The organism is Scandinavium goeteborgense, assembly GCF_003935895.2.
In the GTDB taxonomy this organism is placed as follows: Bacteria; Pseudomonadota; Gammaproteobacteria; order Enterobacterales; family Enterobacteriaceae; genus Scandinavium; species Scandinavium goeteborgense.
The window spans coordinates 3,602,638-3,628,807 of record NZ_CP054058.1; the positions used below are offsets into that span (position 1 = coordinate 3,602,638).

General features: G+C 54.6%; 23 protein-coding genes. 10 read left to right on the forward strand and 13 right to left on the reverse strand.

The features are described from left to right. Positions 1–115 precede the first annotated feature (115 nt). Positions 116–1,318 (reverse strand): multidrug efflux MFS transporter, encoded by a 1,203-nt coding sequence (locus A8O29_RS18100; RefSeq protein WP_125355325.1) that lies wholly within the window; start codon positions 1,316–1,318, stop codon positions 116–118. Between the two features lie 168 nt (positions 1,319–1,486). Continuing rightward, a complete protein-coding gene (locus A8O29_RS18105) occupies positions 1,487–2,170 on the reverse strand; it encodes an extensin-like domain-containing protein (RefSeq protein WP_125355324.1) in 684 nt (227 codons plus the stop codon). A 96-nt stretch (positions 2,171–2,266) separates the two neighbouring features. On the opposite strand from A8O29_RS18105, the gene ddlA reads away from it, so the two are divergent. Then, positions 2,267–3,367: a D-alanine--D-alanine ligase gene (gene ddlA / locus A8O29_RS18110; RefSeq protein ID WP_125355323.1), complete on the forward strand. Its 1,101-nt coding sequence runs from the start codon at positions 2,267–2,269 to the stop codon at positions 3,365–3,367. A 36-nt stretch (positions 3,368–3,403) separates the two neighbouring features. Here the strand turns inward: ddlA and A8O29_RS18115 are convergent, their stop codons facing one another. Further along, entirely contained in the window at positions 3,404–3,622 is a 219-nt protein-coding gene (locus A8O29_RS18115; protein WP_110511545.1) for a DUF2754 domain-containing protein, read from the reverse strand. Positions 3,623–3,899: 277 nt separating this feature from the next. Between A8O29_RS18115 and A8O29_RS18120 the strand changes: the two genes are divergently transcribed. After that, positions 3,900–4,202 (forward strand): DUF2755 family protein, encoded by a 303-nt coding sequence (locus A8O29_RS18120; RefSeq protein ID WP_133461725.1) that lies wholly within the window; start codon positions 3,900–3,902, stop codon positions 4,200–4,202. Here A8O29_RS18120 and A8O29_RS18125 read toward each other — a convergent pair. From A8O29_RS18125 to A8O29_RS18135, 3 genes are all read right to left on the reverse strand, one after another. Beyond that, positions 4,193–5,302 carry a DUF1615 domain-containing protein gene (locus A8O29_RS18125; RefSeq protein WP_174081390.1) on the reverse strand — a complete coding sequence of 370 codons (1,110 nt, stop codon included), beginning with the start codon at positions 5,300–5,302 and terminating at the stop codon, positions 4,193–4,195. The genes A8O29_RS18120 and A8O29_RS18125 overlap by 10 nt on opposite strands. A 14-nt stretch (positions 5,303–5,316) precedes the next feature. Then, positions 5,317–6,537, reverse strand: a complete 1,221-nt coding sequence (gene sbmA / locus A8O29_RS18130) for a peptide antibiotic transporter SbmA (RefSeq protein ID WP_125355321.1) — start codon at positions 6,535–6,537, stop codon at positions 5,317–5,319. A gap of 124 nt (positions 6,538–6,661) precedes the next feature. Then, complete coding sequence (locus A8O29_RS18135) at positions 6,662–7,195, reverse strand: isochorismatase family protein (RefSeq protein WP_125355320.1); 534 nt, start codon at positions 7,193–7,195, stop codon at positions 6,662–6,664. A gap of 203 nt (positions 7,196–7,398) precedes the next feature. Here A8O29_RS18135 and ampH point away from each other — a divergent pair, with 203 nt between their 5' ends. Then, positions 7,399–8,556, forward strand: coding sequence for a D-alanyl-D-alanine-carboxypeptidase/endopeptidase AmpH (ampH, locus tag A8O29_RS18140; protein ID WP_125355319.1), 1,158 nt, complete (start codon positions 7,399–7,401; stop codon positions 8,554–8,556). A 3-nt stretch (positions 8,557–8,559) separates the two neighbouring features. Here ampH and A8O29_RS18145 read toward each other — a convergent pair whose 3' ends face one another. Further along, positions 8,560–9,177, reverse strand: coding sequence for a helix-turn-helix domain-containing protein (locus tag A8O29_RS18145; RefSeq protein WP_125355318.1), 618 nt, complete (start codon positions 9,175–9,177; stop codon positions 8,560–8,562). A gap of 77 nt (positions 9,178–9,254) precedes the next feature. Then, positions 9,255–12,065 carry an autotransporter outer membrane beta-barrel domain-containing protein gene (locus A8O29_RS18150; protein ID WP_125355317.1) on the reverse strand — a complete coding sequence of 937 codons (2,811 nt, stop codon included), beginning with the start codon at positions 12,063–12,065 and terminating at the stop codon, positions 9,255–9,257. A 389-nt stretch (positions 12,066–12,454) separates the two neighbouring features. Here A8O29_RS18150 and hemB point away from each other — a divergent pair, with 389 nt between their 5' ends. After that, positions 12,455–13,429, forward strand: coding sequence for a porphobilinogen synthase (hemB, locus tag A8O29_RS18155; RefSeq protein ID WP_125355316.1), 975 nt, complete (start codon positions 12,455–12,457; stop codon positions 13,427–13,429). A 67-nt stretch (positions 13,430–13,496) separates the two neighbouring features. On the opposite strand, the gene tauD is transcribed toward hemB, so the two are convergent. Genes tauD through tauA form a run of 4 tightly spaced genes read right to left on the reverse strand, consistent with a single transcriptional unit; the run spans position 13,497 to position 16,910 of the window. Continuing rightward, on the reverse strand, positions 13,497–14,348 hold the full coding sequence (gene tauD / locus A8O29_RS18160; RefSeq protein ID WP_125355315.1) for a taurine dioxygenase: 852 nt from the start codon (positions 14,346–14,348) through the stop codon (positions 13,497–13,499). Beyond that, on the reverse strand, positions 14,345–15,172 hold the full coding sequence (gene tauC, locus A8O29_RS18165; protein WP_125355314.1) for a taurine ABC transporter permease TauC: 828 nt from the start codon (positions 15,170–15,172) through the stop codon (positions 14,345–14,347). Before tauC ends, tauD begins: the two co-directional genes overlap by 4 nt. Continuing rightward, complete coding sequence (gene tauB / locus A8O29_RS18170) at positions 15,172–15,936, reverse strand: taurine ABC transporter ATP-binding subunit (RefSeq protein ID WP_174081391.1); 765 nt, start codon at positions 15,934–15,936, stop codon at positions 15,172–15,174. Before tauB ends, tauC begins: the two co-directional genes overlap by 1 nt. Before the next feature lie 11 nt (positions 15,937–15,947). Then, entirely contained in the window at positions 15,948–16,910 is a 963-nt protein-coding gene (tauA, locus tag A8O29_RS18175; protein WP_125355313.1) for a taurine ABC transporter substrate-binding protein, read from the reverse strand. Between the two features lie 536 nt (positions 16,911–17,446). Between tauA and A8O29_RS18180 the strand changes: the two genes are divergently transcribed. Together A8O29_RS18180 and A8O29_RS18185 are read left to right on the forward strand one after the other, a co-directional pair. Then, positions 17,447–17,812, forward strand: a complete 366-nt coding sequence (locus A8O29_RS18180; protein WP_125355312.1) for a DUF3302 domain-containing protein — start codon at positions 17,447–17,449, stop codon at positions 17,810–17,812. Positions 17,813–17,814: 2 nt separating this feature from the next. Further along, a complete protein-coding gene (locus A8O29_RS18185) occupies positions 17,815–18,957 on the forward strand; it encodes an HlyD family secretion protein (protein ID WP_125355311.1) in 1,143 nt (380 codons plus the stop codon). 31 nt (positions 18,958–18,988) lie between these two features. On the opposite strand, the gene A8O29_RS18190 is transcribed toward A8O29_RS18185, so the two are convergent. Then, entirely contained in the window at positions 18,989–20,695 is a 1,707-nt protein-coding gene (locus A8O29_RS18190; RefSeq protein WP_125355310.1) for a GGDEF domain-containing protein, read from the reverse strand. A 253-nt stretch (positions 20,696–20,948) separates the two neighbouring features. Here A8O29_RS18190 and A8O29_RS18195 point away from each other — a divergent pair, with 253 nt between their 5' ends. From A8O29_RS18195 to paoC, 4 genes are all read left to right on the forward strand, one after another. Beyond that, the gene (locus tag A8O29_RS18195) at positions 20,949–22,151 is read left to right on the forward strand and encodes a multidrug effflux MFS transporter (RefSeq protein ID WP_125355309.1); all 1,203 of its coding nucleotides are present in this window, start codon (positions 20,949–20,951) and stop codon (positions 22,149–22,151) included. A gap of 178 nt (positions 22,152–22,329) precedes the next feature. Further along, positions 22,330–23,019: an aldehyde dehydrogenase iron-sulfur subunit PaoA gene (gene paoA / locus A8O29_RS18200; protein ID WP_159464141.1), complete on the forward strand. Its 690-nt coding sequence runs from the start codon at positions 22,330–22,332 to the stop codon at positions 23,017–23,019. Continuing rightward, positions 23,016–23,972, forward strand: a complete 957-nt coding sequence (locus tag A8O29_RS18205; protein WP_125354723.1) for an FAD binding domain-containing protein — start codon at positions 23,016–23,018, stop codon at positions 23,970–23,972. Before paoA ends, A8O29_RS18205 begins: the two co-directional genes overlap by 4 nt. Next, complete coding sequence (gene paoC, locus A8O29_RS18210; RefSeq protein ID WP_125354722.1) at positions 23,969–26,164, forward strand: aldehyde oxidoreductase molybdenum-binding subunit PaoC; 2,196 nt, start codon at positions 23,969–23,971, stop codon at positions 26,162–26,164. The genes A8O29_RS18205 and paoC overlap by 4 nt, the downstream gene beginning before the upstream one ends. The last annotated feature ends 6 nt before the right edge of the window (positions 26,165–26,170 follow it).

The following is a 26,170-nucleotide window of genomic DNA, read 5'->3' on the forward strand; positions in this document are numbered from 1 at the left end:
TAAATTCCCAATTATGCAAATTGAATTATTAGCGAAACGTTTCTCTCCTCGGTTTATCCCACCAAAATTAAGGGGGATAGAATAAATAATATCCTACCCCCTGAGAGTTATTCGTTTAATTCACCGCAATACGCTGGCGGCGGCGCAACATAATGGCGAGTTGAATAAGGTTTATCAGCACAACTATCGCCGTGGCAACAAAGACCCAGCGGAAACCGGCCATTGCCGACACCGAGGCACCGATCAGCGGGCCGACCACGTTGCCTAAATACATAAACGACTGGTTATAGCCGAAGATGCGGCCGGTAACCTGGTCGCTGGAATATTTAAGCAGCAGCGTCTGAACGGCGGGTAACATCGCGCCGTCGGCAAAGCCGAGCAGGAAACGCAATACACCGAGCTGGAATGGCGTGGTGACATATGACATCGCAAAGAACATCACCACCGCACAGAAAAGCGTGGCCAGTAATATACGATGCGCCCCGATGCGGTCACCGAGTTTCCCCAGTCGGGGGGCAGAAATCAGCGCAGAAATTCCCGGCACCGCGGCAATCATCCCGGCCAGAAATGCGATGTTATTGCTTTGCGGCTCCATCGATTTGATAAACAGCGCCAGAATTGGGCCAATCGAACCGTTACACAACTGAATAACAAGCGTGGTGAAAAACAGGCTGATAACCAGGCCCGGATAGGTGAGTGAAGCAAACACCGCTTTGCCGCTGAGCCTGTCCGCTTTGCTGACGACCGGCCGTGCACCTTCTTTAATCAGAAACAGCGTCACTAAAAAGCTGACCATCAACAGAATGGCGGTGATGAAAAACACCGCGCGCAGGCCAACGTGGTCGGCAAGAAAACCGCCGAGCAGCGGCCCGCCAATCACGCCGCTGATTTGCGCGGTCGACAATGTGCTCAATGCCCAACCGCTGCGATCGCGCGGCACTTGCGAGGCCACCAGCGCCATCGCATTCGGTATATAGCCGGACGTTAAACCCATGATGGCGCGCAGAATGAATAGCTGCCAGACGTTGGTGGCAAAGGCCTGCAGCAGGATCGCAATCGCCATCCCGAGGGAAGCACGCAGCAGCATCAGCTTGCGGCCTTTACGGTCCGCAAGGCTGCCCCACATTGGCGAGACAATGGCTGACACAAGGAACGTGACGCTAAAAGTGAGCCCGGACCACATCGACAGGGCTTCGTGCGACGTCACCCCAAGCTGGGAGACATACAGCGGTAAAAAAGGCAGGATTTGACTAATAGCGAGACCGGTGAAGAAGCAGCCAAACCAGACGGAAATGAGATTAACCTTCCAGGATTCCATAACTACGCGTTTTCATTCGTTTTCGGGGTGTATTGCCCAGCATAGCAAGTGCGTCGTCTGCGTGTATGGCGTGAGATGCGCTGCCCGGGAGTTTGGTATTTAATTTTTTCAATACGCAATTGTGTGATAAATATCACGAAAAATACCCCTATTCGCAGTGGGTTATGCTCATCGACAGAGGCCATAACCGCGCATTCCTAGATGAAAGTGGTTGGCGTGAGCGGCGTTATAATCCGGGCCCAGGCCGTTGCCGTAATACTGACAACTGGCAGACAGCAGCGCGCGTAAGTAAGGCTGCGTCGCTGGCACCTTCCAGCCTTTAAACACCGTGATACGCCGACCATCGGCCAGACGCAACCCGCTGATATCCAGCGCGTCGGCAGTGGCGTGCTCGCTCAGCCGGGCGTTCTCCCGATGATAAATATTGCGACAGGCAAAGCTGCCCAAATGGTCAATTTGTCGCAGTTCGCTGCCGAGCATCTGCTGGGCGAGCGGTTTCGCCTGCTGCTGAACGAACAGCGCGCTGCTGAGCGCCAGCGGACAGCTCGCCACAAAACGTTGACTCAGCCTGACGTCACCAAAATTCGCCACGCTGACCGCGCTGTGCAACGGGCATGGCCCTGCGCTGTCGGCCATCGATTTCGTACTAATCCAGCCACGCCGATTGGCCTGCGCCAATAGCACCGGACACTGCTCTGCCGGCAAGCGTTTGAGCTTAAACTGTGTGACGCGCCCCGGCGGATCGTCAAGTGACAGCGGCGCAAACGGGTTGAAATGCGGCGGCAAAAAGCGGTATCCCAAATACCCTGCCGCCACAATAATCAGAAGCCCAAGGATCCCTTTCCCTCTCATTATTTCTCCCGATGCTGAAAACTAAGATTATGGCAGAAGCCCCCGGAATGACGTGCTATGGTATCGGCTTTGTATTTTCTGTGGATGGATGGTGAAATGGCTAAGTTGCGGGTTGGGGTCGTCTTTGGCGGTAAATCGGCGGAGCATGAAGTCTCTTTGCAGTCGGCAAAGAACATTGTCGAAGCGATGGATAAAACGCGTTTTGACGTGGTGCTGCTGGGCATTGATAAGCAGGGTGAATGGCATATTAACGACGCCAGTCGCTATCTGCTGAATGCGCAGGATCCAGCCCGAATCGCTCTGCGCCCTTCCGACATCACGCTGGCTCAGATCCCCGGCAAATCCTCAGAGCAGTTGATCAACGCTAGAACCGGTCAGCCGCTGCCCTCCATCGACGTAATTTTCCCTATTGTTCACGGTACGCTCGGTGAAGATGGTTCCCTGCAAGGGATGCTGCGCATGGCGAATTTGCCGTTTGTCGGCTCCGATGTGCTGAGTTCCGCCGCCTGTATGGATAAAGACGTCACCAAGCGCCTGCTGCGCGATGCCGGGCTGGCGATTGCGCCCTTCGTGACGTTGACCCGTTCCAACCGTAATAAATTCAGTTTTGCCGACATGAAAGAAAAACTGGGACTGCCGATGTTTGTGAAACCGGCTAACCAGGGTTCATCCGTTGGCGTCAGCAAAGTGAAAAGCGAAGAGCAGTATCAGCAAGCCGTCGCGCTGGCGTTCGAATTCGACAGCAAAGTGGTGGTTGAAACCGGCATTAACGGGCGCGAAATTGAATGTGCGGTACTCGGTAATGACGAACCACAGGCCAGCACCTGCGGTGAAATTGTCCTGAACAGCGAGTTCTATGCCTACGACACCAAATACATTGATGACGTTGGGGCTAAAGTGGTGGTGCCTGCGGCTATCGACCCTGCTGTGAACGAGAAAATTCGCCAGACGGCGATTGATGCCTATCAGGCCCTGGGCTGTAGCGGCATGGCAAGGGTGGACGTGTTCCTGACGGCGGAAAATGAAGTCATCATTAACGAAATCAATACGCTGCCTGGCTTCACTAACATCAGCATGTATCCAAAGCTTTGGCAGGCGAGCGGCCTGGATTACACCAGCCTGATTACTCGCCTGATTGAACTGGCGCTGGAGCGTCATCAGGCCAATGCGGCGCTGAAGACCACCATGATCGGATAGTTTTCATTGTGCCGGGCGGCATTGGCGCTGCCCGGTTTATGCTTCGGTTTGCTCTTCTTCTTGCGCAGGACGACGGCGAATAATAAACCCCGCCAGCCAGAAACTGATAACCCAGGTCACCATCCCAACGGCATAAGTTTGCCAACCCTTCGCTTCAAAGCCCAACAGCCCGACCACACCGTTGAGTATAAAAATCAGGCCGATGGCAAACGCATAGTAATGCCAGTCGCGGCGGATTTTATCAGGCAGTTTCATAACGACTCCGCAAAAGAAAAAAGCATACTCGCACATTCCCACGTTGCCGTCTGCGCGGTACTTAGCAAATATTTAACATCCTTTCAGTTTCACTTAGGGCACACCTTTGTGACTTAGCCTGAAAAAGCCAAAAATAAGACCCTTCCCCAACTGAAATTACCACGAATCTGATATTGACAATCGGCTTCTACTGTCACACTTACTGGAACCCAACTGGCATCTGCCAGCAGAATAAACGCCAGGATCCTCAGTGCGAATGAAGTATCAGGAGGTCGTTATGACTGAGTTCACCTTACCCAGAGCCATCATTGCCGGGAAAAAAAAGGAATCCTCCACACCAGGTAATATCGCGTACGCGCTGTTCGTCCTGTTCTGTTTCTGGGCGGGCGCGCAGCTGCTAAACATGCTGGTACATGCGCCTGGCGTGTTCGAACATCTGATGCAAATTCAGGATAGCGGCCGCCCTCACATCGAAATGGGGTTTGCCGTTGGGACGTTGTTTGGACTGGTTCCTTTCCTGGCAGGCAGCGCCATCCTTGGCGTAGTCACCCTCATCATGCGCTGGCGTCGTTATTTCTGACCCAACGCCATGCAGCTGGCCCGACGATCATCGACGCGTTTTGCAAACCATGCGGTTGTCAGATTACGCGTGATCTTCGGGCTCTCCAGTTGGATCCCCGGCAGTATTTCACGCGCTAACGCCTTTCCAGTTTTCGCTTCCGCGAGCTTATACACGCCGCGGTATAACGCCGTGTCTTCGAAATCCTGGCTGTCGCCTTTTTGCAACTGCTGATGAATTTCGCTGTTACTCATCGACAGTTTCGATGCCAGCTTCTGCACCGCAAGTTCTGTTTTCCCCGGCTCATCGCTGTCATACCGAATCAAATCGCCGTCTAGCGCCAGCTTCACGCCGCTGGCTTTACTGACCGCATTCTGGAATGCGGCGTTGCGGCTCGCGTACCAGCCGGCATTGAAATCAGCAAAACGGTAGAGCGGTGCGGAGTAGCTAGCCGGATAATTCAGCAAATGATATGTGCCAAACCACAGGCCGCCACGCAGCGAGAAGACTTCCTGACGCACGGTACCGTCCATTTTCCACGGATATCCGCTGTCGTGAGCTTCAGCGAAAGCGATACTGACCTGCATCGGGCCGCCGGTATGCACCGGATTGAGTGAGCCAAACAGCGTTTGTCCCATCGGCACCATGCCAATAAAGTCATCAAAAATGGCGCTGAGCTGCTTTTCGGTTTTCACCGTATCAAGCCGCTCGCTGTAGGTTTTCCCGTTCGGTGAGGTGATTTTTAGCGCGGTGTGCACTAAAAAAAGCGGAACGTGTACGTTCTGCGCACGGCGGTCGATTTCCTGCCAGGCGATTTTGCTCAACCCCGGCACGGCGGGATCGGCCTGATAGTTTGACTCTTGCTGCGCGACCGCCAGCACCGAACAGACTTTTTCCTCCGTCGGCGCCAGCTTTTGGCTTTCAAAGGCTTTGGCGATGCTTTGCGCCCACGCCTCCCTGTCTTTCACGCTGGCGGGCATTTTCTGCCGAACCACGGCGGCAACATCCACCGGTTTTTCGCCTTCTTTCAGCACCGGTTTCTGGCTGGTACAGCCCGCCAGAATGATGCCAGCGAGCAGTCCCAGTGAGGGTGAAATTTTGCGTTTTGCGGCAACCGCCATCGTGCTTCCCTGTATTAGTTAAATGATTGAGTCACTTCCTGCTCTGGCATGTTATCCAGCTCACGCTCGAAGCTGCGCAGACGCTTGTAGATTGACATCAGTTCCACCAACGTGGTCCAGGAGCTGATCAGGTACTGGAACGAACCGCGAACCTGACCGAAAACGTTGGTTATCTGCGTCATTAAACCCAGCGTAATCGTACCGGCAACAATCGACGGGAACAGTAAAAACAGGCCGAAAACGTTGTCTACCTGAAGGTAGAGAATACGCGCGATGTTGAAGTACATGTAGTGGAAATAGAGGCGGAAATAGTTGTGGCGCACGGCGCTGAACAATTCACGAACCGTCGGTGGTGAGGCGCGAGACGCATCATCTTCGCCATAAACCAGTTCTTTACGGTAAGCCGCTTCAACGCGCTGGTTTTTGAAATTCAGCCCCGGAAGTTTGATACCGACCACGGCTAACAGGCCAGTTCCCATCAACGACCAGACAATCGCGGCGATCACCAGACCGTACGGCAGATGGCCAACAATCGGCAGATCCGGCACGTGCGCCGACAGCGTCACCAGCACCGGCAGGAAGGCAATCAGGGTCATGATGGCGTTGAGAAAGCTGACGCCCATGTCTTCAAGCGTCGATGCAAAGCGCATGGTGTCTTCCTGCACACGCTGTGCAGCACCCTCGATGTGGCGCAGTCGCTGCCAGTTTTCCATGTAGTATTCGTTCATCGCTGAACGCCAGCGGAAGACGTAGTGGCTGACGAAGAAGTTATTCATCACCCCAATCACCACGGCAATCAGCGCAATGCCGAGGAACACCCCGACTTCATGGTAAAACTGACCGATGCTCACTTTATGCGGTGCGGAGAGCGCGGTCTGAATGAGATCGTAGAACGGCGCGTACCAGGCGTTGACCGCCACTCCCACTTCGACCAGGAACCAGGTCACGAAGATTATCAGAGCGGTGCCGAAAATCGACCAGTACTGCCAGCGGTGCGGGCTATAAAGACACCAGAACAGCGCAAAGACCAGCACACAGACCAGGTAGTAGGCATAGAACACGAGGTAGTCGAGGGACCAAAAACGTGCCGCGCTGATTGGGATATCACCGGAAGCGCCCACCATATGCAACAACCATTTACCCCCGTCTACCTGCCAGAATATGACGGCGATGAGTGCCCAAATTGCCGCCGAGAGAAAAAAGGGTCCCGGCTTAGGGAAAAAAGACTTAAACATACATGCTCTCCTGCTAACTTCTTATCGTTTTAAGGTTGCTGTGTTCTACGAAAAATCGCCGCGGCCATCACCGCGACAAAAGGTGAAGCTGAGTAGACCGTGAATGAGACCGATGGGAAAACGCTTAGTTCGTATGCCATTGCTTAACAATTGTTTCGACGGATTTCACGCTGACCGGGTTACCAGGGACCGTGAGCGTGCGCCAGACATCGTTGTAGTGCGCGATGAGCGTTGTGGCCTCTGCTGCCGGACGGTTGGCGGTGGTGTGCGCATCTTCGGCGACGGTAATTTGATAGCCTTTGCTGGCGCCCACTTTCAGCGTCGTGTCCACGCAATAATCCGTGGCACAGCCGCACATCACAAAAGCGGTAATATCGTTTTCTGCCAGCACCCGTTCCAGTTCCGTTTTATAAAAAGCGTCACAGGCCGTTTTGGTGACGTAAAGCGCGCCACTGGGCTGCTCGAGTTCTGGCAGTAATGCAAAGCCATCACTTCCCTCTTCCAGGCCACCTTCTTCGATATGCTGGATGAAGATCACGTGGTCAGCGGCGCGAATCAGCCGGTTCACCTGCGAGACGCATGCCTGCTGCTCACGACGCGGCGTTTCGAAGACACCTTTTTGCATATCAACCACCATGACAACGTGTTTATCCGACATCATTTGCTCCGTAAGAGGTTGTGAACATTGAGACTATCATACGCGTGAGTTCACAAAAGCGCGTAAAGGCGTGCATAAAAACCGCCATATTTACCCGTCGTTACGTTTTTCTTGCGCTAATCCGGCGTAAAGGCGCTTTGCATGTGGCCGTTTAATAGTATAAATACGCATTATCTTTCCATTTCAATTCATGGATGCTTTCCTTGAAACGTAGTCTGCTATTTATTGCGGCGCTGTGTGCTGCTTCGCTGCCTGTTGCTCAGGCCGCACAAACTTCTCCGGACCCGGTATTTGCCTCAGATATAGTCGACAGATACGCCAATCATATCTATTACGGCAGCGGTGCGACGGGCATGGCACTGGTGGTTATTGACGGCAACCAGCGCGTGTTTCGCAGTTTTGGAGAGACGCGTCCTGGAAGCAACGTCCATCCACAGCTGGATTCTGTGATCCGCATTGCCTCATTGAGCAAACTGATGACCAGTGAAATGCTGGTGAAATTGCTCGATCAGGGCGTGGTGAAGCTCAACGACCCACTGAGCAAATACGCACCTCCGGGTGCCAGCGTGCCGACATACCAAGGGCAACCCATTACGCTGGTGAATCTGGCGACGCATACCAGTAGCCTGCCGCGCGAACAGCCCGGCGGTGCGGCGCATCGCCCAGTGTTTGTCTGGCCAACGCATAATCAGCGCTGGAACTGGCTCAGCACCGCGACATTAAAAACCGCACCGGGAACCCAGGCGGCTTACTCAAATCTGGCATTTGATCTTCTGGCGGATGCATTGAGCACCGCCGCAGGTAAACCGTATCCGCAGCTTTTTGAAGAGCAAATCACTCGTCCATTGGGGATGAAAGACACCACGTTTACACCGTCACCGGATCAGTGTCAGCGTCTGATGGTGGCAGAGAAAGGGGCAAGTCCCTGTGATAATACCCTGGCAGCCATTGGCAGCGGCGGCGTATATTCCACGCCTGGCGACATGATGCGCTGGATGCAGCAGTTCTTATCGTCTGATTTTTACACCCGTAATCAGCAGGCCGATCGGATGCAAACGCTTATCTATCAGCGCACTCAGCTGACGCGTGTTATCGGTATGGATGTGCCAGGCAAAGCCTCTGCTCTGGGCATGGGCTGGGTTTATATGGCCCCTAAAAATGGTCGCCCTGGTATCATTCAAAAAACGGGCGGCGGCGGTGGCTTCATTACCTATATGGCAATGATCCCGCAGCATAACGTCGGGGCGTTTGTGGTCGTTACGCGATCGCCGTTAACTCGCTTTGTGAATATGAGTGATGGCATTAACGATCTGGTCGCAGAGCTGAGTGGCAATAAGCCGCTGGTGGTTCCCGCTTCCTGATCGTCAATACTCAAGGGGCAGACGGTTAACTGAAACCAGTTTGCCCTTATTCATTTCGATATATTTTCCCGCGCGTAGCGCAGCCAGCACTTCTGCAATGACCGAACGGGAAATATGCGTTCGTTGCTGAATGTGGTTCATTACCCCCACTCTTTCACGCAATGACTCATCCCAGGCAGCCATCGCCTGTAATGTCGCCCGAATTTGGCTGTAGGAATTTTTGCCAATCAGTTCTCCATCACGTATCTGCTGCACTTTAAAAAGCCAGCTGACCCAGTGAAAGGCATCCTGCCAGAGTTGATGTTGATTCAATAACGCCCTGCATTGTTCGCACTTGAGTTGATAAACCTCGCATTGCGTCAGCGCTGTCAGTTGATAGGGCTCACCAATGGCATGAAACATCCCGGGTAAGCCGATTATCATGGGTGAAGGACTGATAGCGATCAGAATTTCTGGGTGGGTGCGCTCAATTTTAAAGGTTCCCTGTCGTATAACGGTGACAAGAAACGCCTCCGTCTGCAGGTTTAACGTTTGTTGCGGATGAAGCGTTAATGTAGTGGCTACGGGGAAAAAGTACTGATCCAGTACGTTAAATGCGGATAAAGGTTTTACAGCCAACATGCTAACGTCACATCCTGTGTCAATTTCATGTTAATGATAAAAATAAAGCAGGGAACATTGTTCCCTGCTTTGATTTATTACCAGGTGTATTTCACACCGACGTTTGCTGCCCAATTCTGGTCAACATCGCCGCCGCCAAGATAGTTAGCATCGGTGTATGCGCTGAACTTCTTGGTAAAGTTGAATTGTGCACCTGCACCTACACGTACCGCAGAACCTTCAACACCGTTGTCGATGTTATCGCCGTTCACATTGGCATCATTATTTGAGTCATTGTAAACATAGGCCAGTTTGAAGTAAGGCGTCAGAGCCTGATCGTCGCTGTAACTGAAGGTGTAACCGGTATCGATACCCAGCTCGTAACGTAAGCTGTCATAGGACTGACCGTCCATGCGCATATCATTACTCAGGCGATAATCATCACCTGACTGGAACAGACCTGAAATCGCGCCGTATGGCGTCACATAACCCGCGGTATCATATTTCCAGTCATAACCCAGTTTCAGACCGAAGCCCCATGCGTCATTGGTGGAGTCGCCATCAATGTACTGACCGTCGCTCATGTTCGCGCTGAGGTCATTGCTGAAGCGGCTATAGCTCATGTTCGCATCGAAGAACACGTCATTTGACCAGCGAGCGGCTGAGTAGATATAAGCAGACTGGCTATCCTGATCAACCTGACCAGAGTCGTCACTCATATCGCCTTTAGCGAAGCTTGCTGCTGCACCCACAGTCCAGTCAGCATAGTTACCGTCGATCTTGGTATCCAGGCCTACCATGATGCCGTTAACGTCCTGATCGTAACTGATCACGCCGTTATCACCATCAAAGTTACCGCCGAAGTAGCTCACCCAAACGCCACCGTCATCAACCAGACCATGACGCGCGCTACTCAGACGAGTTTCGAGGGTATCCTGTTGCAGGTTCCAGATATTGGTGTTTGCAGACGGAATGCTCAGTGCCATGTTGGCGTAGTCAGTCAGCTCACGTTGTTCGAGAACAACGGTATCGCCAGTCTGTTTAGCTTCATAGGTGTAAGCACCCAAATCAGCTTTATTCGCCGCGGTAAAGGTTGCTGAGGTTTCTTCGTTGTCGTCATAAACACGAATCAGCTCATTTCCTTCGTAGTCTTTCTCAGAACCTGAGCCGGTCGCATTGTCGATACGGACTTTGTAGTTACCCGCAACGTCACCGTTAACAGACAGGTGGCCATCGGAGTTCATTGCGACAACGCCGTAGCCGTAGTTGGTCTGATTACGATCGTTAGTGTGACCGTTAATCATGTCCCCGTTTAGCACGAAGTCACGGCTGTCGAGATTGAAAGTACCGCCGTTAGTCAGTTGCAGATTGGCAGTATCCAGCTGGCCCAGCCCCAAATTGAACTGTGCATTGCCGTCAACATTAACGCTGTTTGCATACAGTTCAGCGGTTTCTTCGGTCAGGCTTAGGGTGCTGTAACTGTTAAGGTTAACGCTGTCAGCATCAACTTCACCGCCGTCACCAATCTGCATATCAGACGCATTGTTCAGCGTGATGCTGTCAGAAACCAACTGAGAACTTTCAACGTTGACCTGAGAACCGTTATTTACGGTCAGGGTATCGATCAGAGAAGCTTTACGGGTATCCCACTCTGAACCGTGATCCAGGGTGACATTAAACAGGCCGCTCTGATAAATCTGGTTACCGACAACGTGGCCCGCTTCATCAAATTCAGAATCGCCGTTTTCAACACCATAGGTAGAGTTAGGCCAAAGGCTGTTCGCGGTGACGTCATACAGCGTTGCAGTAGCATCAGTTCCTGCGGCCTCAGAGTCATAAACACCGTCACCATCGATATCAACCTGGTGCACGGACATTGCCGCCCCAACCCATTTGCTGCCGTTATCCAGAGTCAGATCCAGACGATCGGTGCCATCCCAACCGTTGGTATCGTTATTGGTATCGGTATCGCGATACGAATCAGCGCCGCCCGGGAAGAAGTTCTCATCAAAATTGCTGGAGAACAGAACATCACCGGTCAGGGTAGAATTGCTGAACGTGGCGGTAGTCTGCATGGCGTTATCCGCCGCAGGATTCGCAATCACTGCGAGCGCGATGTCATCCGCCGTCATTTCATTTGCGTAATCACTGGCATTATCAGTACGGCCAAACCAGCCTTCAGTGCCTTCGTCACTCCAGGAGCCTGAGGTCACTACGGAGTCTTTAACAAGGATGGTGTTGTTAAACACTTCACCACTGTTTACGCCGGTACTGACGGTATTATTGTCTACATCTTCCCATTCGTAACCTTGCGCCAGAGTAATACCTGCCACATGAGAGTTATTCTGAATGGTCAGATCAACTTCCTGATCAAGGGTAATGGCCGTGCCCAGATCAAACACGTTTACAACGTGGGAATCAGGTGTGCCATCAGTAAAGGTACCGTTATAAGTGTAGTGCTCGTAATTATCGTCAATCGTTGAGTTATCGACATTCAACGCCAGGCGATCGTAGACATAGCCCGTCGTTGTACGATTATCACATGTGGTCGACATACATTCGGACGTAATCATCCCATGAACAGTACTATTTTTAATACTCAGGGTATTCTGATTACTGTCTGAAGCAAGGCCATCGTCCAGGTAGTACGTTGAAATAACACCGTTAACGGTAGCGTTGTTAATGACAGGATAAATATCGCCACCATAAACGCTATTGGCATCGTAATTATTCCAGCCCACATAGCCGTCATAGTAGACGCCATCGGCACTGGTCGTGTCGTTATGGTGAACAAAAGTTTCGTAGGTTGTGTTAGAAATATCGGTGCCAGCATTTGCCTGAGAAGCAATCGCTAATGCGCAGGCTACGGCTAATTGTGATACGACGAGTTTATTTTTCCACGAGTGCATTCGTCATCCCTCCCAGGGACGTAATAATGTTGGTCCATCAAAACATATTAAATTTGCGTGGGAATTATGCTTTCCACTCAATGGAGAGTTCAATTAATCTCTGCGAAAAGTTTGAATGTGGACATTATGGTTTTTAAAAGCATGAAAACACAGAAAGTGATATTCGTCACGTCACTCAAAAAACATATACCCGCAGTGAATATCCACTGTCATTTTATAGATAATTCTTTATTAATTACTTTATTAAACTATTGCAATTCACCTGAACCAGATATAACTAAAATCATAAATAACCGAATACGCAAAATACATAACCACCACTTTAGTGAAACACGCCACCCATAGATCAGGTAAACTTCTCAGAATGTTCCATTAACATCAGGCCTATCATGACAGATTTGATCACTCGCCCTCGCCGCCTGCGCAAATCCTCTGCGCTTCGCGCCATGTTTGAAGAGACATCACTGACCCTTAACGATCTGGTGCTGCCTATCTTTGTTGAAGAAGAGATTGACGATTACAAGGCCATCGAAGCGATGCCAGGCGTCATGCGTATCCCGGAAAAGCACCTTGCCCGTGAGATTGAACGCATTGCCAACGCCGGTATCCGCTCCGTGATGACCTTCGGCATCTCTCACCACACCGATGCGACCGGCAGCGATGCGTGGAAAGAAGATGGTCTGGTGGCGCGCATGTCGCGCATTTGCAAACAGGCCGTGCCGGAAATGATTGTGATGTCGGATACCTGTTTCTGCGAATACACCTCACACGGCCACTGCGGCGTGCTGTGCGATCACGGTGTCGATAATGACCAGACGCTGGCGAATCTCGGTAAGCAAGCCGTAGTTGCTGCCGCGGCTGGCGCTGATTTCATTGCTCCGTCGGCGGCAATGGACGGTCAGGTTCAGGCCATTCGTCAGGCGCTGGACGCCGCTGGATTCACCGATACCGCGATCATGTCTTATTCCACCAAGTTTGCCTCGTCGTTCTACGGCCCGTTCCGTGAAGCCGCCGGAACCGCGCTAAAAGGCGACCGCAAAACCTATCAGATGAACCCGCTGAACCGCCGCGAAGCGATTCGCGAATCGCTGCTCGACGAAGCCCAGGGCGCAGATTGCCTGATGGTGAAACCTGCCGGTGCCTACCTGGATATTATCCGTGATATCCGTGAACGCACAGAGCTGCCCATTGGCGCATACCAGGTCAGCGGCGAATACGCGATGATCAAGTTTGCCGCTCAGGCGGGTGCCATTGATGAAGAAAAAGTGGTCCTCGAAAGCCTTGGCGCAATCAAACGCGCGGGCGCAGACCTGATTTTCAGCTATTTCGCCCTCGATTTAGCCGAGAAAAAAATCCTGCGTTAACGTGAAAAGGGGAGCATTACGCTCCCCTTTTCTTTCGCCGGGCATTTATGGTTGGCTAACGTCGCCTCTAATCCGCCCGATAAAACGGCTTATCACCCAGAATGGTCGCTCGGTGCATGATGCGTCGTTGCGGCAGATAGTCAGCGTTGGCGTAATGCTGCGTCACCCGATTATCCCAGAGCGCCACATCCCCCTCCTGCCAGCGCCAGCGCACCTGAAACTCAGGCTTGGTCACGTGAGCAAACAGGAAGCCCAGCAGCGCTTCACTTTCTTTCTCGCTGACATCCACAATGCGCGTGGTGAAACCTTCATTGACGAACAGCGCCTGCTTGCCGGTCACCGGATGTGTGCGCACTACCGGATGCAGTAACGGCGGATTTTTTGCCACCGCGCTCAGCCAGCGCTGATGATCGTCTTCGGTTTTCAGATGCTTCCACTCCGGGAATGATTTACGGAAGTCATGCTCCGCCTGTAAGCCATTCAGCAGGGTTTTAAATGGAGCCGACAGCGCTTCGTAAGCCGCAATTCCGCTGCTCCACAAAGTGTCACCGCCGTTTTCCGGCAGCTGTTTCGCCGCCAGAATCGCCCCGGCAGGCGGCGTCTCAATAAAAGTCACGTCGGTGTGCCAGTTATCGTTATCCGGCGGATTATCGTTATGCGTATCGAGGACGATAATCTCCTCCACGCCCTCGGCATGCGGATACACCGGGTGAATGTGCAGATCGCCAAAACGGTGCGCCAGGCTACGCTGCTGCTGCGGCGTGACCGACTGCTCGCGCAGGAAAATCACCTGATGGCGCAGTAACGCGTGGTACAGCTGCTCAAACTGGTTATCGCTCAGCGGACGGGTCAAATCCAGCCCGGAAACCAGCGCGCCAATGTACGGCCCCAACGGGCGAATGCTCAGACGTTCACTCATGCAATTTCCCCATGCCACGGCGTCAGGCGGCGTTGTAGCGCGCGCAGACCCAGCTCTAAAACGAAAGCGATAACGGCAATCACCGCGATCCCGGCCAGCACCACATCGGTGGCCAGAAATTCCCCGGCGGACTGCACCATAAACCCTAAACCTCGCGTGGCGGCGATGAGTTCGGCCGCGACCAGCGTCGACCAACCCACGCCAAGCCCAATGCGCAGCCCGGTCAGGATCTCCGGCAGCGCGCCGGGCAAAATCACGAACCACAAAATCTGTGCCCGACTGGCGCCCAGCGACTGCGCGGCTCTCAGTCGCACCTGCTGCGCACTTTTCACGCCTGCCATCGCCGACATCGCCACCGGGGCGAAAATCGCCAAATAAATCAGCAGAATTTTTGAGGTCTCGCCGATGCCGAACCAGATAACCATCAGCGGCAAATAAGCCAGCGGTGGGATCGGGCGATACAGTTCAATCAGCGGGTCGAGAATGCCGCGCACCGTCGGGCTCAGGCCCATCGCGATGCCGACCGGAATGCCGATAATCGCCGCCGCCAGCAGTGCAATCAGAATGCGCGTCAGGCTCGCCGCCAGATGCTGCCACAGCGTGGCATCCATAAAGCCCTGCGGCCCGGCGACAGAAATCAGTTTTTGCAGCACCTGCCCCGGCGGCGGCAGAAACAGCGGGGCGATCAGCTGTAACGCCGTCACCGCCCACCACAGCGCCAGTAAAACAGCCAGTGTCGACAGGCTCAACGTTAGCTGACGCGACAGCGGCCAGCGCCAGTTCAGCGCCAGGCGGCGCGGTTTATCGTTCGCCACAATACTCATTAGAATGCCTCCCGATGTTCAAACACTCGGCCCAGCACGTATTCGCGCCGTTCGATAAACTCCGGACTGGATTTAATGCTGCGGCAGGTTTCCCCGGCGACAAACCGGCGGGCGAAATCGAGCGACAGTCGCTCCGTCACCCTGCCCGGCCCGGCTGACAGCAGCACCAAATCCGTCGCCATAAACACCGCTTCTTCAATGTCATGAGTAATCAGCAGCACCTGTTTGCCGGTTTCATGCCAGAGGCGCAGCAGCAGGGTCTGCATCTGCTCGCGGGTAAACGCATCCAGCGCCCCGAACGGCTCATCGAGCAGCAGCAACTGCGGGTCTGCCGCCAACGCTCGGGCTATCCCCACTCGCTGACGTTGGCCGCCGGAAAGCTGCCAAATAAACCGTTTTTCAGCGCCTTCCAGCCCGACTTTTTTCAACAACTGGCGGGCAACTTCATGCCGGTCTGGTTTGGACATCCCGGTCAGTTGCAGGCCGAAGGCCACGTTATCCTGCACGTTTCGCCACGGCAGCAGGCCTTCATTCTGGAACACCACGCCGCGCTCAGCCCCCGGTCCGCTGACCGGCACGCCGTTCAGGGTGATACTGCCCGACTGATACGGCAGGAAACCGGCCACCAGATTCAGCAACGTGGTTTTGCCACAGCCCGACGGGCCGAGCACCACCAGCAGTTCACCGCGATCGACACTCAGTGAAATGTCATCGAGCACCGGTTTTCCGCCGTAGTTCGCACTGAGATGGGAGAGTTGCAGCATGGTGACCTCCGTTATTTCACAAAGTTATCGGTCACGTACTGACTGTAATCCGCCGCAACGGCAGGCACTTTGCCCTGCGCCTTCAGGAACTGGGCGGTGTCGACAATCGCTTTGTTTACCGGGCCGTTAAGCTGCTGCGCCTGCTGGGGAGACGTCAGATAAGTATTGCCTTTCACCAATCCCGGCACATCCGCTTCCGGCACGCCGCTCAGTTTTGCCAACTTATTGAGATTGTCCGGCTGTTTGAGCCAGCCTTCAGGGTTATCGATATATTGCTTCTGGGCCGCAATGGCGCTGCGGGCAAAGGCTTTCACCACCTCAGGATGCTGCTCGGCGAAATCTTTACGCACCACCCACACATCCAGCGTTGGCGAGCCCCACTGGCCCACTTGTGAAGAATCCGTCAGCACCGTGCCGTCTTTTTCCAGCGCGTTAACCGCAGGCGCCCAAACATAGGCCCCATCAATATCTCCACGCTGCCAGGCGGCGACAATCGCCGGGGGTTGCAGGTTCACAATCTGCACTTGGTTCGGTTTGATGCCCCAGTGTTTCAGTGCAGCCAGCAGGCTGTAGTGTGTGGTTGAGATAAACGGTACGGCGATGCGTTTGCCGATCAGATCTTGCGGTTTGCTGATGCCTTTTTTCACCACCAGCGCTTCAGAATTTCCGAGCTGCGAGGCGAGAAGGAACACTTCAATAGGCACCTGCTGACTGGCGGCGACCGCCAGCGGGCTGGAGCCGATATTGCCAATCTGCACATCGCCGGAGGCCAGGGCGCGAACGACGCTCGCTCCGCTGTCGAACTTCCGCCAGTCGACGGTCGCCCCGCTCTCTTTTGCAAAGGTGTTGTCCGCTTGCGCAACCTTGGCCGGTTCAGCGGATGTCTGATACGCGACGGTGACATTCACCGCCTGCGCCTGGAAAGTGAGGAAGGCCAATGCGGCCAATAATGAAAGATGCGATGCGCGTGCCATGGTGTCTGCTCCCCTTGTTGTCATGGGCGCAGTATTTCCGGCAGCGGGGATTTGATAAAGGAATTAAAAATTCTGGCTAATGCCAATCTGTTTTTAGAAAAAAAGTGGCAAAGCTTAGTCGTAAAACGTCGAGTTCATCGCACCAGCGTCAGTTTCCCGCGACGGCGTGAAAGCTGCGGATACGGCGTGGATATCAGAAAAAGAAACGGTCGCCAGGCCATGATGTTCTCCTGCGGATTTTCTTAAATCATGCCCGCAGAAGGCCCACGCCGCCGTCAGCAAAAAGCCTGATCCGCGTAGGGAAAATCACCCTTTTAGCTCAGTGAAGCAGACAAAACCCTTACTTATTTTCCGTCATTTTTATCCCCCTCCATAATTTAAATTTAAATAAAAACCCTTTTGAAATCGCCGTTATTTATTTTTAAATATCCAGGAATTTGTGCAATTTATTGATTTATGTTCCTCTATACACTGAAGGATATTATTGCCTTTTATAAATCTCGTATCGGCCGTTTTTCTTCCTGGAGTTTTTAATCATGACCCTGGACTATGTTGCACTGGCAATACTGACTGCGGTAATTTTAATATTATTTTACGGAATCATTGCCATTCACGATATTCCGTATGAAATCGCTAAAGAACGTAAACATCCTCATCAGGACGCTATCCACTACGCGGGCTGGGTTAGTTTATTTACCCTGCACGCGCTGTGGCCATTCCTGTGGATCTGGGCCACGCTGTGGCGTGAAGACCGGGGCTGGGGCATGCAAAGCGTCAGTGAAGATCAGCAAAATATGCATGTGCAAATGAACCATTTGCTTATTCAAATCGATCAGCTTAAAAACCAAGTGAATGAATTAAAGCAAATTTCCGCACCGGCTAAGACTGAGGAGAAAAAATAATAATGGAAACGTTATTACTGCTTACCTACGCCGCTCTGTGCGTTATTATATTTAAGGTTTTTCGCATTCCATTAAATAAATGGACTGTGCCAACGGCCGTTCTCGGTGGCGTGGTATTTATCACCATCGTTATACTGTTGATGAACTACAACTTCCCGTTCAGCGATATGGGTAAACAAGCGTACCGCACGGTGCCTATTGTTTCTCAGGTGCGCGGCAGGGTGATTGATGTGCCGGTCAAACCGAACACGCTGTTGAAGGAAGGCGATGTGCTGTTCCGCATCGATCCCACCATCTTTCAGGCCAAAGTGGATGACCTGCGCGCGCAGGTAAAAGAGGCCAGCCAAAACGCGCTGTCTCTGGATTCCGGGCTGGATCAGGCGCAGGCCGATCTCAACAAAGCCATCGCCGACCGCGATAAAGCGCAGCGTGAATATTCCCGCTACAACGAAGGCCACGCAAAGGGCGCATTTTCCGATCAGATGGTCGACACCCGTCGCCAGACCTATAAAGCCACCGAAGCTGCCGTCGTGGCCGCCAGGGCGCAGGTTGAACAGGCTAAAAACAACCTGAATTCCGTGGTTCACGGGCAGAATACCAAAGTTGCCTCGCTGTTAGCGCAGCTGAAGAAAGCGGAATTCAAACTGGAAAACACCGTTGTGCGCGCACCGTCTGCGGGCTACGTCAGTACCGTGGGTCTGCGTACCGGCACGATGTCTACCGCACTCGGTCTGGCACCGGTGATGACTTTTATTCCGCTTGAAGCTGACTCCAAAGACACTTATGTGGCCGCTTTCCGCCAGAACGCGGTACAGCGACTGCAGGCCGGCTATAAAGCCGAACTGCTGTTCCCGTCGATTCCGGGTACGGTATTCAGTGGGGAAGTGGTAGAAGTGTTACCGGCCATTGGTGAAAGCCAGTTCCAGGGACAGGGTAAGCTGCTGACAACGGCGGATGTGACCAGTCAGGGACGCGTGCTGGTGAAAGTGAAAGCTACCGATCCGCGACTGAAAGACTATCATCTGCCGCAGGGCGCTCAGGTTGAAATCGCCGTCTACTCAGACCATTTCAAAGACTTCGCATTGATTCGTAAGATTTTGATCCGTATGTCGAGCTGGGAAAGTTTCGTCTATCTCGATCACTAAATGCTGACCCCTCCCGTCCGGGAGGGGATTTTTAGCTGTGTTCCGGCAGCCCGCAAATCTTGTCCCGCCCGGTTTTTTTCGCTTCGTACAGCGCCGCATCGGCTTCCGCTAATACCTCGCCTAACTCACGCATCCAGCCTGACGCCACGCCAAAACTGACCGTTATCGAGAAGGGTTCCCCTTTCGGGCCCTCAAAGCGCAGTTGACGAATTTCATTCTGAATACGGGTGGTGTAGCCGGTCACGTCTTCGTGGCCCGGTGTGCGGAAGACGACTGCAAACTCCTCGCCGCCCAGACGCGCGATAACATCCCCCGGACGACTGAATTTCTTCAGCGTGGTCGCCAGCGCCACCAGCACTTTGTCGCCAGTGGGGTGTCCCCAGGTATCGTTTACCAACTTGAAGTGATCGACATCCATCATAATCAGCCACGCCGGATGCTCATGCGTGGCCTGCGTTAGCAGATTTTCCGCCAGCACGTCGAATGCCCGGCGGTTAAACAGGTGCGTCAGCGGGTCTTCCTCGGACTGGCGCTGCAAGCGCTTACTCAGGATGGTTTGTTCGCGCAGCTGATCGCCCAGCGTGCCGAGGGAGGAAAACAGTTCCTGCACCTCTTCGGCGGTGCTTTCGCCCATCAGCGTATCCTGATGCTTCCCGGCAATGATCCCGGTGGCTATCTGGTTGAGGCGCAGAATCGGCTGAAGCACGCGGGAGCGGATATAGAAAATCAGCCCGGCCGTCAGCGCACAAAGCGCAGTCAGGATAATGACTATCACCAACAGATGCATCAGGGCCCGGTTTTCTGCGTTGACGTAGTGCCTGTTCACCCCGGTCAAATAGGTGTTCAGCAGGGCATCGAAAGCATCCAGACTCTCGTGATAGCGCACCGCAAAGCTTTCGGCATCCACGCTATAAGGCTGATTGTTCACGCTTTCGGACTTGAGCTTATTCAGCATCGCCACGCCCTGCGATTCAAACTGCTGGCGCATATCATCCAGACGCTGTGAAAAACCGGGCAGATAGCTCGACTCTTCGCCCTGGGTGCGCAACAGCCACCACAGCAAGTCGATACGCTCCATACCGCGGCTCAATGCTTCCATATTGCTGAGCGGGATCGGCGTATGCGTGGCGAGAGGGATAAGCACCTGCGAGCCTAATCGCCCGGTCGCATCGCGCAGTTCACCCAGCGACTGTGCACGCAAAATAGGGCCTAGCGCATTGGGCTCAAGCAGCAGAAACGATGAGGTATGCTGGAACAGCGCGGTGTGATAAAAGTCAGTCGCTTCGACCATCGCACTGATTGCACGCTGCGCTTCTTGTGGATCGCTCAGTACCTGATTTCGGTAGGTATCCACGCTCACGCGCGAATGTTCGAGCTGCTCGACGGTCGCCTTCAGCAGGGCAGGAGAAAGAAGATTTTGCGGGATCCGCGCCAGATTACGGTCGGTTATCCGACGGCTGTCAGCAAGGGATTTCCAGGCCTGCGCTTTCCGCGCCATCGGGCTGAGCACCAGTTCATTGGCATAAGCGCGCTCGCTCGCCAGATCGTTGGAAACCTGCAAAACATGGTAGAAATCACCGAACTGGATAACGTCATCCCGGGCGCTGTGCCAGGCATTCCATGACACGGAGAGCAGCCACCAGGACAAAATTGACGTCAGCACGATGCTGGCGATGGCCGAGCCCCACAGATAACGTAAAACGTTGGAAGGCGATGATGCTTTATTGAGTTTTTTCATTGGGCAATCAGGCCATAAAATTCAGTAAAGGACAGCGGGTTACGCTTAGTCTATCCCAGCCAGGGGGGATCCGGACAGTTTCGTGCGCGATTTTCCGGCGATTTCCACGATATTCTTTTGTCGTGGACGCGGTTTGCTGAAGGCCATCAATGATGAATGTGATTCATAAAGGCTATCCTTTTACCTGCGATTATCTCATCGACCAAACCCGTTAATATACGTCCTGACCCCTTCCTCATCCAGACGGATAATTATGATTGATTCCCAGGCGCGATCGCGTTCGGCTTCCAGCGCGCCGACCGGCCTTTTATTTGTATTCATTCTCAGCGCGCTGATGGCAGTCACGTCGCTGTCCACCGATATTTACTTGCCCGCAATGCCCCTCATGGCAAAGGATTTACAGGGCGATGCGGAACTGACCATCACCGGTTTTTTAATCGGCTTTTGCCTGGCTCAGCTGATTTGGGGGCCAATTAGCGATCGCTTTGGTCGACGTTTACCCTTGTTCATTGGCATGGCGCTGTTCGTCATCGGCTCCATCGGCTGCGCCTTGGCCACGGATATCGGGCAGATCGTGTTCTGGCGCGTGTTTCAGGCATTAGGCGCCTGCACCGGTCCGATGCTGGCTCGTGCGATGATCCGCGATATCTTTAGTCGTACCCGCGCGGCATACATGCTTTCCACATTGATGCTTATCATGGCGGTTGCGCCGATCGCCGGGCCGCTGATTGGCGGGCAAATGATCAAGATAACCTCATGGCACGCCATTTTTTGGCTGCTGGCGATCATTGGTGCATTGATGCTGACGTCCTTATTTTGGCTACCTGAAACTCTGCCGGAAGAAAAGCGCGTGCAGACCTCGTTCCTCGGGGCGTTTCGAAACTATTTCATCCTGTTGAAAAACACCCGCTATATGGGGTTCACGCTGAGTCTGACCTTCTATTACGTGGCGGCCTACGCGTTTATTACCGGCTCGCCATTCGTGTACATCACCTATTTTGGCGTCGAGCCACAGCATTACGGCTGGTTATTTGCGGTGAATATCGTCGGCCTGATGGCGGTCAGCATGATCAACCGAAAACTGGTGCATCGCTACCCGCTGGAGAAACTGCTGACGTTCGCGGTTCTGGTCGCCGCCGTTGCCGCCGTCGGGCTTGCGGTCGTCGCCGGGCTGAATATCGGCGGGATCAGCCTGATCGCCGGGTCAATATTCGTGTTCTTTTCCATGAACGGCATCATCGCCGCGACGTCGACTGCCTGCGCGCTGGATGCCGTTCCCGGTGCCACCGGCTCGGCCTCCGCATTGATGGGCTCGCTGCAGTACGGCAGCGGCATTATTTCCTCACTGCTGCTGGCGTTTATGCGCGACGGTACGCCGTGGACCATGGCCTGGATTATGGCCGCCTTCAGCCTCGCCAGCGCCGCCATGGCGCTGACCACCACGCTAAAAAAATAAGCCACCGGGCGCTTCACCGCGCCCTCCCGTCCTTGGATTGATGCATTTCCTTCATGACTGCAATCGCGATTTAAGAATAATCCCGCGTCCAGTGCCGTCTATGCTTAATGTTTAAAAAACCAACACGTCGTTCGTATCTGATTCTGAATCCACGCATTGTGAATACCGGAGGCCTGGCATGAGCAACCAAGGCGAGATCCCTGAAAATAACCATCCGGGTCAATCTCAACATCCCGATTTTAGTCTGTCGCGCCGGACGTTATTAAAAGTGGGCGCGGCTACCGCAGCCACGGCAGCGGTTCCACCGGGTACGGCCCTGGCCCAACCCACGCGCGCGGTGACACCTGCGCCTGAAATTCTGCCCCTCACCCTGAAAGTGAACGGTAAAAGCCACCAGCTTGACGTCGATACGCGCACCACATTGCTGGATGCGCTGCGCGAAAACCTGCACCTCACCGGCACCAAAAAGGGCTGCGACCACGGGCAATGTGGGGCGTGTACGGTGCTGGTTGACGGTCGCAGGCTTAATGCCTGCCTGACGCTAGCGGTGATGCATCAGGATGCAGAAATCACCACCATCGAAGGCCTCGGTACGCCTGACAACCTGCACCCGATGCAGGCGGCATTTATCAAACACGATGGCTACCAGTGCGGCTACTGCACGCCGGGGCAAATCTGTTCCTCAGTGGCAGTGCTGAAAGAAATAGACGCTGGCATCCCGAGCCACGTCACACTGGATTTAGTGTCGTCGCCTGAGATGACGGATGAGGAAATTCGCGAACGCATGAGCGGCAATATCTGCCGCTGCGGAGCGTACTCCAACATTCTGGCCGCCATCAAAGACGCCGCCGGGGAGGTGAAATCATGAAGGCTTTCACCTATGAACGCGTGAAAACGCCGGCAGAGGCGGCGGCCAGTGCCCGACGTTCCAGCGGGTCGAAATTTATCGCCGGGGGAACCAATCTGCTCGATTTGATGAAGCTGGAGATCGAGACCCCGGTACACCTTATCGACGTCAATGGCCTGGCCCTGAATCACATCGATGCCACCGACGAGGGCGGATTGCGCATCGGTGCGCTGGTTCGCAACACCGATTTAGCCGCTGACCCACGCGTACGTCGGGACTACGCAGTACTGGCCAGAGCATTGCTGGCGGGCGCATCCGGCCAACTGCGCAATCAGGCCACCACCGCGGGCAACCTGCTGCAACGCACCCGCTGTCCTTATTTCTACGATACCAACCAACCCTGCAACAAACGCCTGCCCGGCAGCGGCTGTGCGGCGCTTGAGGGCTTTAGCCGTCAGCACGCGGTGGTCGGTGCCAGTGAAGCCTGTATTGCCACGCATCCCAGCGATATGGCGGTGGCGATGCGCGTGCTGGACGCGACAGTGGAAACCGTCGATCCGGACGGAAAGGAACGCAAAATACCGATCGCCGATTTTTATCGCGCGCCGGGCAACACCCCGCATCGTGAAACCGTCCTGACACCGGGGGAACTGATCGTCGCGGTGACGCTGCCTGCGCCGCTTGGCGGCACGCATATCTACCGTAAAGTGCGCGACCGCGCCTCTTATGCGTTTGCGCTGGTGTCGGTGGCTGCCGTGGTGCTGCCCGATGGCAGCGGACGCGTGGCGTTTGGCGGCGTGGCGCATAAACCCTGGCGGCAGGCAGAAGCCGACGCGCAAATCCCACACGGGGCGCAGGCGGTGTATGACCAGCTTTTTAGCCACGCGCACCCCACGCCTGAAAATGCATTCAAGCTGACGCTGGCGAAGCGTACGCTCGCCTCCGCGCTGACCGAAGCGAGGGCCCGGACATGAAATTTGATAAACCCGCAGGCCAAAACCCGATTGATAATCTTACCGTTGTCGGGCAGCCCCACGACCGCATTGATGGTCCACTGAAAACCACTGGCCGCGCGCACTACGCCTATGAATGGCATGACCTCGCCGACAACGTGGCGTATGGCTATGTGGTTGGCGCGGCGATTGCCAAAGGGCGAATCACCGCCATGGACATTGAGGCGGCGAAAACCGCGCCCGGCGTACTGACCGTGGTCACCGCAGGCAACGCCGGACCGCTCGGAAAAGGGAGTAAAAATACCGCCAGGCTGCTCGGCAGCCCGGTGATTGAACACTATCATCAGGCCGTGGCGCTGGTGGTCGCCGAGACGTTTGAGCAGGCGCGCGCGGCGGCGGCGCTGGTGAACGTGGAATATAGCCGGGATGCCGGGGCCTATTCGTTAGCGGACGAAAAACCCGCCGCGACCGCGCCGGAAGGCGAGGAGGATAAAAACGTCGGCGATTTTGATGCTGCCTGGTCAACGGCGGCGGTAAAACTGGACGCCACCTACACCACGCCCGATCAGAGCCATATGGCGATGGAGCCGCATGCCTCGATGGCGGTCTGGGAGGGCGAAAAGCTGACCGTCTGGACCTCAAATCAGATGATCAACTGGTGCCACACCGACCTGGCGGAAACCCTGAAGTTGCCGATGGAAAACGTGCGGATAATCTGCCCGTATATCGGCGGTGGATTTGGCGGGAAGCTGTTTTTACGCAGCGATGCTCTGCTGGCGGCGCTCGGCGCTCGAGCGATAAAACGCCCGGTGAAAGTCATGCTGCCGAGACCCGTCATTCCCAATAACACAACGCATCGCCCGGCGACCATTCAGCATATTCAGATTGGCTGCGACAGCGACGGCAAAATCACCGCCATCGCACATGAAAGCTGCTCCGGCAATCTTTCCGGCGGCGCGCCTGAGACCGCCGTTCAGCAGACAGAACTGCTCTACGCGGGGGCGAATCGCCACACTGCTTTGCGACTGGCAAAACTTAATCTGCCGGAAGGCAACGCCATGCGCGCGCCCGGTGAAGCGCCGGGGCTAATGGCGCTGGAAATTGCGATCGACGAACTGGCCGAAAAAGCCGGCATCGACCCGGTGGAGTTCCGCATCCTGAATGACACCCAGGTTGACCCAGCCAATCCTGAGCGTCGTTTCTCGCGCCGCCAGCTGGTGGAGTGTCTGCGCACCGGCGCGGAACACTTCGGCTGGAAACAGCGTAATGCGACGCCCGCTCAGGTCCGCGATGGACGCTGGTTGATCGGCCTGGGCGTGGCGGCGGGTTTTCGTAACAATCTGCTGACAAAATCCGGCGCGCGCGTGCATCTGGATGGCAACGGCAACGTGACGGTGGAAACGGACATGACCGATATCGGGACCGGCAGCTACACCATCATCGCCCAGACGGCGGCGGAAATGCTCGGCGTACCGATGGCAAAAATTGACGTCCGGCTGGGCGATTCCCGCTTCCCGATCTCCGCCGGTTCCGGTGGCCAATGGGGCGCTAACACGTCGACGGCGGGCGTGTATGCCGCCTGCGTGAAGCTGCGTGAAGCCATCGCCCACAAGCTGGGTTTTGACGCAGCGCAGGCGCATTTCGCCAACCAGGAAATCATCGCGGGCGACAGGCATATCAAACTCAGCGAGGCGGCGTCAGACGGGACATTAACCGCCGAAGACACCATCGAATTTGGCTCCCTCGACAAGCAGTATCAGCAGTCGACGTTTGCCGGGCATTTTGTCGAAGTGGGCGTGGATTCCGCGACCGGCGAAGTCCGGGTCCGACGAATGCTGGCAGTCTGCGCGGCAGGACGCATTCTTAACCCGAAAACCGCGCGCAGTCAGGTAATTGGCGCGATGACCATGGGCCTTGGCGGGGCGTTGATGGAAGAACTGGCGGTCGATACGCGGCTGGGGTATTTCGTCAATCACGATATGGCGGGCTACGAAGTGCCGGTTCACGCCGATGTTCCGGAGCAGGAAGTGATTTTCCTTGAGGACACCGATCCGATTTCATCGCCGATGAAAGCCAAAGGGGTCGGCGAACTGGGGCTGTGCGGGGTCAGCGCGGCGATCGCCAACGCGGTGTATAACGCCACGGGCGTGCGGGTGCGCGATTACCCGGTCACGCTGGATAAATATCTCAGCGCCCTGCCGGACGTGGTGTAAGGAGAC